The sequence below is a fragment of the Pseudomonas sp. UBA7500 genome (assembly GCF_002478435.1).
GTDB classification, from domain to species: domain Bacteria; phylum Pseudomonadota; class Gammaproteobacteria; order Pseudomonadales; family Pseudomonadaceae; genus Aquipseudomonas; species Aquipseudomonas palmensis.
In genome coordinates, this window is the sequence record NZ_DLNW01000027.1 from 1 (window position 1) to 12,000 (window position 12,000).

A 12,000-nucleotide genomic window follows, 5' to 3' on the forward strand; every position below is an offset into this window, starting at 1 on the left:
GCCCGGGCCCGGCCGCCGCCGTTGGCGTTTGCAGAGAACACGCAATGCCGCTGTCCAACGTTCACATCCTTCACCAGGATGCCGCCATCCTGGTGGTCAACAAGCCGACCCTGCTGCTGTCCGTGCCGGGGCGCGCCGACGACAACAAGGATTGCCTGATCACCCGCCTGCAGGAAAACGGCTACCCCGACGCCCTGATCGTGCACCGTCTGGATTGGGAAACCTCGGGGATCATCCTGCTGGCGCGCGACGCCGACAGCCACCGCGAGCTGTCGCGCCAGTTCCATGACCGTGAAACCGAGAAGGCCTACACCGCACTGTGCTGGGGCCAGCCTGCGCTGGACAGCGGCAGCATCGACCTGCCGTTGCGCTACGACCCGCCCACCAAGCCACGGCACGTGGTGGACCACGAGCAGGGCAAGCATGCGCTGACCTTCTGGCGCATCGTCGAGCGCTGTGGCGATCATTGCCGGGTGGAGCTCACGCCGATTACCGGGCGTTCGCACCAGTTGCGCGTGCACATGCTGTCGATCGGGCATCCGCTGCTGGGGGATCGACTGTACGCCTACCCCGAGGCCCTGGCGGCGCATGAGCGGTTGTGTCTGCATGCCAGCATGCTGAGCTTCACCCACCCGGTGAGCGGCGAGCGACTGCGCTTCGAGTGCCCGGCGCCGTTCTGATACACCGCGGCGCGGCCATCGCGGGTCANNGATATGGCCCTGCCGAACCTGGGGGGAGCGGGCTTGCCCCGCGATAGGGCCCACGCAAATCCGTGATCAATACGTTAAACTCGCGCCACTGCTGTCTGGAGTGACCTATGCGCGATGCACTGAACCAAGGCCTGATCGACTTTCTCAAGGCCTCCCCCACGCCGTTCCACGCCACCGCCAGCCTGTCGCAGCGCCTCGAGGCCGCCGGCTACCAGCGCCTGGACGAACGTGACAGCTGGGCCACCACGCCCGGCGGACGCTACTACCTGACCCGCAACGACTCCTCGATCATTGCCATCAAGCTCGGCCGCCATTCGCCGCTGCTCGACGGCATTCGCCTGGTCGGCGCCCACACCGACAGCCCCTGCCTGCGCGTCAAGCCACAGCCCGAACTGCAGCGCCAGGGCTTCTGGCAGCTGGGCGTGGAAGTCTACGGTGGCGCCCTGCTGGCCCCCTGGTTCGACCGCGACCTGTCGCTGGCCGGGCGCGTGACCTTCCGCCGCGACGGCAAGGTCGAAAGCCAGCTGATCGACTTCAAGCAGCCCATCGCGGTGATCCCCAACCTGGCGATCCACCTCAACCGCAGCGCCAACGAAGGCTGGGCGATCAACCCGCAGACCGAGCTGCCACCGATCCTGGCCCAGGTGGCCGGTGACGAGCGCGTCGACTTTCGCGCCCTGCTCACCGAGCAACTGGCCCGCGAACATGGCCTGAACGCCGACGTGGTGCTGGACTACGAGCTGAGCTTCTACGACACCCAGGACGCCGCCGTGGTCGGCCTGCATGGCGACTTCATCGCCGGCGCGCGGCTGGACAACCTGCTGTCGTGCTACGCCGGCCTGCAGGCCCTGCTGGCCGCCGACAGCGACGAGACCTGCGTACTGGTGTGCAACGACCACGAAGAGGTCGGCTCCAGCTCCGCCTGCGGCGCCGACGGCCCGATGCTGGAACAGACCCTGCGCCGCCTGCTGCCCGACGGTGACGATTTCGTCCGGGCCATCCAGCGCTCGCTGCTGGTGTCGGCCGACAATGCCCACGGCGTGCACCCCAACTACGCCGACCGGCACGACGGCAACCACGGGCCCAAGCTCAACGCCGGCCCGGTGATCAAGGTCAACAACAACCAGCGCTACGCCACCAACAGCGAAACCGCCGGTTTCTTCCGCCACCTGTGCATGGCCGAGGAAGTGCCGGTGCAGAGCTTCGTGGTGCGCAGCGACATGGGCTGCGGCTCGACCATCGGCCCGATCACCGCCAGCCACCTGGGTGTGCGCACGGTGGACATCGGCCTGCCGACGTTTGCCATGCACTCGATCCGCGAGCTGTGCGGCAGCCAGGACCTGGCGCACCTGGTCAAGGTGCTGACCGCGTTCTACCTGAGCCGCGATCTGCCCTGACCTGACAGGCCTGCGCCCACAGCACTGCGGTGATCGCCAAACAGGCGCCGTACCTGTGGGCGCTGGCTTGCCAGCGAAGAGGCCACGACTGACCCCCATCAACCCGCGCGCAAACATTTGGCGCTATGCTTGCCCATCATTACACTTCCTACAGCATAAGGACCTTGCGCATGTCCGAGTTTCAAACGATGTTCCTCCCGGTGATCGCCGGGTTGATCCTGCTCACCGTCGGCTTCAGCATGCGCGAGCGCAACAGCGGGGTGCTGATGATGTGGATCGGCATGCTGGGCATCCTGGGCATCATGGTGTGGAAGATCCTCGAGAAACTCACCTGACAAATGCTCTACACTCGGGCGATTGAGTGTTCGAGGTTGATCGTCCGGTGCCTGCCTTCCTGCGTTTCCTGTCCCTGCTGCTGATTCTGTTCCTGCCCCTGGGCCACGCACACGCGGCCGGCCTTCCGGGCCTGCTTGGCGGTTCGAGCAAACCCCAGCCCGAGGCGACTGAACCCCTCGCGCAATCGCTCGACGATGTCATCAAGAACCTCGAGAACGACCAGCAACGCAGCAAGCTGCTGGCCGACCTGAAGAAGCTGCGCGACGCCACCAGGCAAGCCCAGCCCAGTGCCGAGCAAGGTGTGCTGGGCCTGATCGGCACCACCTTCAACGAACTGGAAAAGCAGTTCAGCGGCGAGGCCAGCCCGTTCAACCGCTGGAGCCGCGAACTGGAACTGGCCCAGATCGAGCTCAGTGCGCGGGTGGTGCCGGTGCATGAATGGCCGACGATCCTGTTCGGTTTCGCCGCCATCATCGCGCTCTGGAGCCTGCTGGCCTACGCGCTGAACTGGGTCAGCCACCAGGTACGCCTGCGCTTCGGCCTCACCGAAGAGCTGCCGCAACACCCGCGCACCTGGGACCTGGTGCGCTTCGCCCTGCGCAAGCTCGGGCCTTGGTTGGTGGCGCTGATCATCACCGTGTACCTGAGCTTTGCCCTGCCCTCTTCGCTGGGCAAGTCGATGGCCATGGTACTGGCCTACGCCCTGGTGGTCGGCACCTGCTTCTCGGCCATCTGCGTGATCGCCTTCTCGCTGCTCGATGGCCCGCACCGCCACCGCGCCCTGTACATCCTGCGCCACCGCGCGTTCCGTCCGCTGTGGCTGATCGGCAGCTTTGCCGCCTTCGGCGAGGCGATGAACGACCCACGCATGGCCGCTGCCCTGGGCGACCACCTGGCGCACACCCTGGCGACCCTGGCCAACATTCTGGCTGCGCTGTCCACCGGGCTGTTCATCCTGCGCTTTCGCCGCCCCATCGCGCACCTCATTCGCAACCAGCCGCTGTCTCGGCGCCTGACGCGCCGCGCCCTGAGCGACACCATCGAGATCCTCGGCACCTTCTGGTACCTGCCGGCCCTGGTGCTGGTGGGCATTTCGCTGTTCGCCACGTTCGTGTCCGCCGGCGACACCAGCACGGCCCTGCGCCAGTCGCTGATGTGCACGGTGCTGGTGGTGATGTGCATGGTGGTCAATGGCCTGGTGCGCCGCCATGCGCTCAAGCCGCAGCGGGCCAACCGGCGCCAGGCGGTCTACGCCGAACGTCTCAAGAGCTTTGGCTACACCCTGGTGCACCTGCTCATCTGGCTGGTGTTCATCGAGCTGGGCCTGCGTGTATGGGGCTTCTCGCTGATCGGTTTCACCGAGGGCGAAGGCCACGAGGTCGCGGTGCGCGTGTTCGGCCTGGCCGGTACGCTGATCGCCGCCTGGCTGGTGTGGATCCTCAGCGACACCGCCGTGCACCACGCACTCACCCGCTCGCGCAAGGGCCTGGCCAATGCCCGTGCGCAAACCATGATGCCGCTGATCCGCAACGTGCTGTTCGTGGCCATCTTCATCATCGCGGTGATCGTGGCCCTGGCCAACATGGGCATGAACGTCACGCCGCTGCTGGCCGGTGCCGGTGTGATCGGCCTGGCCATCGGCTTTGGTGCGCAATCGCTGGTGGCCGACCTGATCACCGGCCTGTTCATCATCATCGAGGACTCCCTGGCCATCGATGATTATGTGGATGTCGGCGGCCACCTGGGGACCGTCGAAGGCCTGACCATCCGTACCGTGCGCCTGCGCGACATCGACGGCATCGTGCACACCATCCCGTTCAGCGAGATCAAGAGCATCAAGAACTACTCGCGCGAATTCGGCTACGCGATCTTCCGTATCGCCATCCCCTACAACATGAGCATCGACAAGGCCATCGGCCTGGTTCGCGACGTGGGCCAGAAGATGCGCAGCGATCCGCTGCAACGGCGCAATATCTGGTCGCCGCTGGAGTTCCAGGGGGTGGAGAGCTTCGAGTCCGGCTCGGCGGTGCTGCGCGCGCGCTTCAAGACCGCGCCGATCAAGCAATGGGAGGTGTCGCGGGCATTCAACCTGGCGCTCAAGCGCCAGCTCGACGAAGCCGGGCTGGACCTGGCTACCCCGCGTCTTTCGGTGCAGGTGGTGACCGCCGGCGGTGGCCCCGCGCAGGACACCGCCCCCGCCGACAGCAACGCCTAGCCCGCCTCGGCCACGATGCGAATCGCATCGTGGCGCCAGTACTCCAGGTCGCAGTCGATCAGCCGCCCGTGCTGGTCGCTGTTGACCCGGGTGATATGCAGGCCGGCACTGCCGGCCGACACCTTCAGCGCCATCGCCGCCGCCACCGGCAACGCGGTGGGTAGCGTCTCGAAACGCACCCGGCCATAGGCGATGCCGTAGTGCAGCGCGTACAGCTCGGTCAGCGACTGGCTCAGGTCGAAATCCAGAATCCCGGCAAAGTACTCGGGGTTGAGGTAGTGCTCGGCGTAGAGCACCGCGCGCCCATCGATACGCCGCAGGCGGCAGATCTGGATCACGCTGGACAGCGCCGGCAACTGCAGGCGCGCACAGATCGCCGCCGGCGCCGGCTGCAGACGGGCCGACAACAGCTCGGTGGCCGGCTGTCGGCCCTGGTCGCGCACCATGGCGTGGAAGTGGCTGCGCTCGATCAGGTCATAGCTCAGGCGCTGGGGCGCCACGAACCAGCCACGGCGTTCCTCGCGGTAGATCAGCCCGCAGGCCTCCAGTTGCACCAGCGCCTCGCGCAGGGTGATACGCGTGGTATCGAACACCTCGCTGAGCTTGCGTTCGGCCGGCAACTTGCAGCCGGGCGCCAGCAGGCCATGCTCGATCTGCTCTTGCAGGGCATTGCATATGGCTGTTACTGCACGCGTGGGCAGTCGATGCATCAAGGGTTACCTATCTGGACTAGTCCAGCCTGGTGCGTGTGCCAGAACGGCGCAGCGACGATGGCCGGGCGGAGTAACCAAAGCCTAGGCAATCCACATGAACGGCACATGACAGTGCGCCGGACGGTCACGCACAGGCCCGGTCGAGCGCGGTCAAGGCGTTGCGGATCAAGCACTTGAAACTGGTCTACGCTCTATTTTCAGGGCCGCTGCACACACCTGGCGCGGCGCCTTCGACATCAAACTGTCATGCAACCGGCCTACCTTGGCTCGGGTATTGCTGACCTAGACCAACCGAATCGAAACCCTCTCAGCGTTTTGCACGGCACCCATCAAGGAGCTTCGGATGAAACAGCTTTTTCTGGCCTCACTGTTAGGCACCAGTATTGCCCTGTGCACCTCGGCCATGGCCGCGGACACCGACCTCAAGGCCCTGGAGGACGCCGCCCGCAAGGAAGGCGTCGTCAACAGCGTCGGCATGCCCGATGCATGGGCCAACTGGAAGGGCACCTGGGCGGACCTGGCGAGCAAGTACGGCCTCAAGCACATGGACACCGACATGAGCTCGGCCCAGGAAGTGGCCAAGTTCGATGCCGAGAAAGACAACGCCAGCGCCGATATCGGCGACGTCGGCGCCGCCTTCGGCCCCATTGCGCTGGCCAAGGGCGTGACCCAGCCGTACAAACCCAGCACCTGGGAGCAGATACCGACCTGGGCCAAGGACCAGGACGGACACTGGGCACTGGCCTATACCGGCACCATCGCCTTCATCATCAACAAGCAGCTGGTCAAGGAAGAAGACATTCCCAAGACCTGGCACGACCTGGAAAAGGGCAAGTACAAGGTCGCCATCGGTGACGTCGGCACCGCTGCCCAGGCGGCCAACGGTGTACTGGCTGCAGCCATTGCCTACAAGGGCGACGAGTCCAACATCGAGCCGGGCCTGCAACTGTTCACCAAGCTGGCCCAGCAGAAGCGCCTGTCGCTGGCCAACCCGACCATCCAGACCCTTGAGAAGGGCGAGATCGAGGTCGGCGTGGTGTGGGACTTCAACGGCCTGAGCTACCGCGAGCAGATCGATCCGAAACGCTTCGAGGTGCTGATCCCGTCCGACGGCTCGGTGATGTCCGGCTACACCACCATCATCAACAAGTACGCCAAGCACCCGAACGCCGCCAAGCTGACCCGTGAATACATCTTCAGCGATGCCGGGCAGACCAACCTGGCCATCGGCCATGCGCGGCCGATTCGTGCCGAGCACCTGAAGCTGCCGGCGGACGTGCAGGCCAAGCTGCTGCCCAACGAGCAGTACGCGCCGGCGCAGCCGATCAAGGATGCAGCGGCATGGGAAGCCACCTCCAAGGCCCTGCCGCAGAAGTGGCAGGAGCAGGTCATCATCGAGATGGAGTGAAACCATCGCGGGTCAGGCACGCTCCCACAAGGAGCGGGCTTGACCCGCGATGTGGTCATCGCTGTCACCGGAGCCACCCATGAACCACAACGTCATCCTCGTCATCCTCGACGGCCTCAACCACCAGGTGGCCCACCACGCCATGGGCCACCTGCATGCCTATGTAGAAGCAGACCGCGCCGCCCTGTACCGCCTGGAATGCGAACTGCCGGCACTGTCGCGACCACTCTACGAATGCATCCTCACCGGTGTGCCGCCGATCGACAGCGGCATCGTGCACAACAACGTCACGCGCCTGTCCACCCAACGCAGCATTTTCCACTACGCCCGCGACGCCGGGCTGAGCACCGCCGCCGCGGCCTACCACTGGGTCAGCGAGCTGTACAACCGCTCCCCTTTCGAACCGCTGCGTGACCGCCACACCCATGCGCCGAAACTGCCGATCCAGCATGGCCTGTTCTACTACGCCGACCACTACCCCGACTCGCACCTGTTCGCCGACGCCGAGTACCTGCGGCGCAAGCACGCACCGAACTTCCTGCTGGTGCATCCGATGAACATCGACGATGCCGGGCACAAGCACGGCCTGGACAGCAGCCAGTACCGCAACAGCGCACGCAGCGCCGATATCCTGCTGGCCGACTACCTCAGCACCTGGCTGCAGGACGGCTACCAGGTGCTGATCACCGCCGACCACGGCATGAACAACGACCGCTCGCACAACGGCGTGTTGCCCGAGGAGCGCGAAGTGCCGCTGTTCGTGTTCGGCGATGCGTTCAGCCTCGACCCGGCCGCCAAGCCCCTGCAGACCGAACTGTGCGGCACCGTATGCGAACTGCTCGGCATCCCCCACGACAAGCCGGTATGCCGGGAGCTGCTCTCGTGAACTCGATCACCCGTGGCAAATGGCTGGCGCTGTTGTGCCTGCTGCCCTTCGCGGTATTTTTCATCATCTTCCAGATCGCCCCGCTGACCTGGGTGGCCGTGCACAGCCTGCAGGCCGAAAGCGGCTGGGGCCTGGACAATTTCAGCAAGGTGCTGGGCTCGAAGTTCTACCGCCAGGCCATCCAGCACAGCCTGGAGATCAGCTTCTGGTCGAGTCTGTTCGGCATCCTGATCGCCATCCTGGGCAGCTATTCGCTGCGCAAGGTGGACTCGCGCCTGCGCGACTTCGTCAACGCCTTCGCCAACATGACCAGCAACTTCTCCGGCGTGCCGCTGGCCTTCGCCTTCATCATCCTGCTCGGCTTCAACGGCGCGCTGACCCTGCTGCTCAAGCAGGCCGGGATCATCGAGGACTTCAACCTCTACTCCAAGACCGGGCTGATCATCCTCTATACCTACTTCCAGATCCCGCTGGGCGTACTGCTGCTGTACCCGGCGTTCGACGCCCTGCGCGAAGACTGGCGCGAATCGGCCGCCCTGCTGGGCGCCAGCGCCTGGGATTACTGGCGCCTGATCGGCCTGCCGGTGCTGACCCCGGCGCTGCTGGGCACCTTCGTGATCCTGCTGGCCAACGCACTGGGCGCCTACGCCACGGTGTACGCGCTGACCACCGGCAACTTCAACGTGCTGCCGATCCGCATCGCCGCGCTGGTGTCCGGCGACATCTCGCTGAACCCGAACCTGGCCAGCGCGCTGGCGATGATCCTGGTGGGGCTGATGACCCTGGTCACGCTGGTGCACCAGTGGCTGTTGAAGAGGAGCTACCATGTCTCGCGCTGAATCGGGCCCGGCCGGGCTCTACCACCGCGTGGTGGTGTACGTGCTGTTCGTGATCCTGCTGCTGCCGCTGGCCGGCACCCTGCTCTACTCGTTGTCCACCAGCTGGTCGGCGAGCCTGCTGCCCAGCGGGCTGACCTTCAAGTGGTACCTGGCGCTATGGAGCGAGCCGCGTTTTCTGGCCGCCTTCGGCCAGTCGCTGCTGGTGTGCGTGGGCGCGCTGGTACTGTCGGTGCTGCTGATCCTGCCGCTGCTGTTCGTGGTGCACTACCACTTCCCCAGGCTCGACGCACTGATGAACATCCTCATCCTGCTGCCCTTCGCGGTGCCGCCGGTGGTGTCGTCGGTGGGGCTGCTGCAGCTGTATGGCTCGGGGCCGATGGCGATGGTCGGCACGCCGTGGATTTTGATCGGCTGCTATTTCACCGTGGCCCTGCCCTTCATGTACCGCGCCATCACCAACAACCTGCAGGCGATCAACCTGCGCGACCTGATGGATGCCGCCCAGTTGCTGGGGGCCAACACCTGGCAGGCCGCGTTTCTGGTGGTGCTGCCCAACCTGCGCAAGGGCCTGATGGTGGCGCTGCTGCTGTCGTTCTCGTTCCTGTTCGGCGAGTTCGTGTTTGCCAACCTGCTGGTGGGCACCCGCTACGAGACGCTGCAGGTGTACCTGAACAACATGCGCAACAGCAGCGGGCACTTCAACAGCGCGCTGGTGATTTCCTACTTCCTCTTCGTGCTGGTGCTGACCTGGGCAGCCAACCGCCTGAACAAGGACAAGACCTGAAATGAGCTTCGTCAGCATCCAGAACCTGCGAAAAAGCTACGGCGCCAGCGCGGTGTTCAACGACATCAACTGCGAGATCGGCCGCGGTGAGTTCGTCACCCTGCTCGGCCCCTCCGGCTGCGGCAAGTCCACCCTGCTGCGCTGCATCGCCGGCCTGACCGCTGTAGACAGCGGCAGGATCCTGCTCGACGGGCAGGACCTGGTACCGCAGAGCCCGCAAAAGCGCGGCATCGGCATGGTGTTCCAGAGCTACGCGCTGTTCCCCAACATGAGCGTGGAACAGAACGTCGCCTTCGGCCTGCGCATGCAGAAGATCAAGGGCCAAGACAGCCGCCCACGGGTACTCGAGGCGCTGCGCATGGTCGAGTTGCAGGACTTTGCCAGCCGCTACCCGCACCAGCTCTCCGGCGGCCAGTGCCAGCGCGTGGCCCTGGCCCGCTCGCTGGTGACCCGCCCGCGCCTGTTGCTGCTGGACGAGCCGCTGTCGGCGCTGGATGCACGCATCCGCAAGCACCTGCGCGAACAGATCCGCCAGATCCAGCGCGAGCTGGGCCTGACCACCATCTTCGTCACCCATGACCAGGAAGAGGCGCTGACCATGTCCGACCGCATCTTCCTGATGAACCAGGGCCGCATCGTGCAGAGTGGCGATGCCGAATCGCTGTACACCGCACCCGTGGATGCCTTCGCGGCCGGCTTCATCGGCAACTACAACCTGCTCGATGCCCAGAGTGCCAGCCGCCTGCTGCAACGTACGGTGAACAGCCGCCTGGCAATCCGCCCCGAAGCCATCGCGCTGAGCCTGGAAGGCGAACGCGAAGGCCTGGTGCGCAGTCACAGCCTGCTGGGCAACGTGATCCGCTACCGCATCGAAGCGCGTGGTGTGGAGCTGGTGGTGGATGTGCTCAATCGTTCAGCCGCCGATCTGCATGCGGACGGCGAGCGGGTATCCTTGTCCATCGATCCCACCGCCCTCTGCGAAGTTGCCTGAGGGCCGAACAGGAGTTTTGTTGTTATGGCTTTAGCGATTTTCGATCTGGATGAAACCCTGATCCACGGCGACTGCGCCTCGCTGTGGAGCGAGCAGATGGTGCGCCTGGGCTGGGTGGACGGTGAGTCGTTCCTGCGCAGGGACCGTGAGCTGATGGAGGCCTACGGCAAGGGGCACCTGGCGATGGAAGACTACATGGCGTTCAGCCTGGAGCCGCTGATCGGGCGCACACCAGAGGAAGTCGATCATCTGGTCGAGCCGTGGGTGGAAGACTTCATCGAGCCGATCATCTTCAGTGAGGCCACCCGCACCATTGCCGAGCACCGCAAGGCGGGGGATCGAATTCTGGTGATCTCGGCCTCGGGTGTGCATCTGGTGGGACCGATTGCCGCGCGCCTGGGGATCGACGAGTACCTGGGCATCGAGCTGGAAGTGGAAAAAGGGTTCTACACCGGCAAGACCGTGGGCACCCTGACCTACCGCGAAGGCAAGATCACCCGCTTGCTGGAGTGGCTGGACCAGCAGGAAGAGAACCTGGAAGGCGCAAGCTTCTATTCCGATTCGCGCAATGACCTGCCGTTGCTGCTGAAGGTTGACCACCCGTATGTGGTAAACCCGGACCCGGTGCTGCGCGAGCATGCCGAGAAGAATGGCTGGCCGATTCTGGCCTGGGCCTGAAAAAAGTTCGCCGGCAAGGTCGGCTCCTGCAGGAGTCGGCCTTGCCGGCGAACAGGGCCCTATACCAGGCTGTCGTCGATCACCAGCACCAACTTGCCCGATACCTGGTTGCCCGCCAGTTCGGCATACGCCGCCTCGGCGTCCTTCACCGCATAGCTGCCTACCAGTTGCGGCTTCAAGCGCCCTTCGGCGAACAGCGGCCACACCTGTTGGCCCAGGTCACTGAGCAGGTCGGCCTTGAACTGGTCATCGCGATTGCGCAGGGTCGAGCCGGTCACCTGCACCCGCTTGGCCAGTACCTGGGCCAGGTCCAGCTCGGCCTTGCGCCCGCCCATCAGGCCGATGATCACCCAGCGCCCGTCTCGGGCCAGCAGCTTGAGGTTGAGCGCCGCATAGTTGGCCCCCACCGGGTCCAGGATCACATCGAACGGGGCGAAGTCGTTCAGCGCCTCTATATCGTCACCGCGCACCACGCCACCGCTGGCGCCCAGCGCCTGACAATAGGCCAGCCGCTCGGCCGAGCCCACGCTGACCCAGCTGGGGCTGCCGAAGGCCTTGCACAGCTGGATGGCCGCCGACCCCACGCCGCTGGCGCCGGCGTGCAGCAACACCTTCTCGCCCGGCTTGAGGCCGCCCAGCTGGAACAGGTTGAGCCAGGCCGTGGCGTATACCTCCGGGATCGCAGCCGCCTGCTGCAGGCTCAGGCCCTCGGGCACCGGCAGCACGTGGCGCGCATCGACCACCACCTCTTCGGCCATGCCGCCACCGGCCAGCAGTGCGCATACCCGGTCGCCCACCTGCCAGGACACCCCGGCTCCCACTTCGCTGATCACCCCGGCACATTCCAGGCCCAGGAACTCGCTGGCGCCCGGTGGCGGCGGGTACAATCCGGCACGCTGCAACAGGTCGGCGCGATTGAGCCCGGCCGCTGCCACGCGGATGCGTACTTGACCTACATCGCAAGTTGGACTTGTCGTCTCAACCCACTCCACATGTCCGTCAACGCCTTGCAATGCCTTCACAGTGCCTCCATAGTTGAGTCA

At 65.2% G+C, this 12,000-nt stretch carries 12 protein-coding genes; 10 read left to right on the plus strand and 2 right to left on the minus strand.

What is annotated here, in order from left to right; genetic code table 11:
• The first annotated feature begins 44 nt into the window (after positions 1-44).
• The 4 genes from B4I46_RS11825 to B4I46_RS11840 all read left to right on the plus strand — a co-directional run bounded on the left by B4I46_RS11825 (position 45) and on the right by B4I46_RS11840 (position 4,658).
• Positions 45-680: an RluA family pseudouridine synthase gene (locus B4I46_RS11825; RefSeq protein WP_054914663.1), complete on the plus strand. Its 636-nt coding sequence runs from the start codon at positions 45-47 to the stop codon at positions 678-680.
• 137 nt (positions 681-817) lie between these two features.
• The gene (locus B4I46_RS11830; protein WP_054914664.1) at positions 818-2,107 is read left to right on the plus strand and encodes a M18 family aminopeptidase; all 1,290 of its coding nucleotides are present in this window, start codon (positions 818-820) and stop codon (positions 2,105-2,107) included.
• A gap of 170 nt (positions 2,108-2,277) precedes the next feature.
• The gene (locus B4I46_RS11835; protein WP_167400231.1) at positions 2,278-2,442 is read left to right on the plus strand and encodes a hypothetical protein; all 165 of its coding nucleotides are present in this window, start codon (positions 2,278-2,280) and stop codon (positions 2,440-2,442) included.
• A 47-nt stretch (positions 2,443-2,489) separates the two neighbouring features.
• Positions 2,490-4,658 (plus strand): mechanosensitive ion channel family protein, encoded by a 2,169-nt coding sequence (locus B4I46_RS11840; protein ID WP_054914665.1) that lies wholly within the window; start codon positions 2,490-2,492, stop codon positions 4,656-4,658.
• Here the strand turns inward: B4I46_RS11840 and B4I46_RS11845 are convergent.
• Complete coding sequence (locus tag B4I46_RS11845; protein WP_043859984.1) at positions 4,655-5,368, minus strand: UTRA domain-containing protein; 714 nt, start codon at positions 5,366-5,368, stop codon at positions 4,655-4,657. The genes B4I46_RS11840 and B4I46_RS11845 overlap by 4 nt on opposite strands.
• Before the next feature lie 346 nt (positions 5,369-5,714).
• Here B4I46_RS11845 and B4I46_RS11850 point away from each other — a divergent pair, with 346 nt between their 5' ends.
• The 6 genes from B4I46_RS11850 (at position 5,715) to B4I46_RS11875 (ending at position 10,957) form a co-directional block, all read left to right on the plus strand.
• Positions 5,715-6,779 carry an ABC transporter substrate-binding protein gene (locus B4I46_RS11850; protein WP_043859983.1) on the plus strand — a complete coding sequence of 355 codons (1,065 nt, stop codon included), beginning with the start codon at positions 5,715-5,717 and terminating at the stop codon, positions 6,777-6,779.
• A gap of 79 nt (positions 6,780-6,858) precedes the next feature.
• Positions 6,859-7,665, plus strand: a complete 807-nt coding sequence (locus tag B4I46_RS11855) for an alkaline phosphatase family protein (protein ID WP_104572067.1) — start codon at positions 6,859-6,861, stop codon at positions 7,663-7,665.
• Positions 7,644-8,504, plus strand: a complete 861-nt coding sequence (locus B4I46_RS11860; protein WP_162484863.1) for an ABC transporter permease — start codon at positions 7,644-7,646, stop codon at positions 8,502-8,504. The genes B4I46_RS11855 and B4I46_RS11860 overlap by 22 nt, the downstream gene beginning before the upstream one ends.
• Positions 8,491-9,288 carry an ABC transporter permease gene (locus tag B4I46_RS11865; RefSeq protein ID WP_054914667.1) on the plus strand — a complete coding sequence of 266 codons (798 nt, stop codon included), beginning with the start codon at positions 8,491-8,493 and terminating at the stop codon, positions 9,286-9,288. Before B4I46_RS11860 ends, B4I46_RS11865 begins: the two co-directional genes overlap by 14 nt.
• Position 9,289: 1 nt before the next feature.
• Positions 9,290-10,279, plus strand: coding sequence for an ABC transporter ATP-binding protein (locus B4I46_RS11870; protein ID WP_286900332.1), 990 nt, complete (start codon positions 9,290-9,292; stop codon positions 10,277-10,279).
• A gap of 24 nt (positions 10,280-10,303) precedes the next feature.
• Entirely contained in the window at positions 10,304-10,957 is a 654-nt protein-coding gene (locus B4I46_RS11875; RefSeq protein WP_043859979.1) for an HAD family hydrolase, read from the plus strand.
• Positions 10,958-11,016: 59 nt separating this feature from the next.
• Here the strand turns inward: B4I46_RS11875 and B4I46_RS11880 are convergent, their stop codons facing one another.
• A complete protein-coding gene (locus B4I46_RS11880) occupies positions 11,017-11,979 on the minus strand; it encodes an NAD(P)H-quinone oxidoreductase (RefSeq protein ID WP_043859978.1) in 963 nt (320 codons plus the stop codon).
• Between the last annotated feature and the right edge of the window lie 21 nt (positions 11,980-12,000).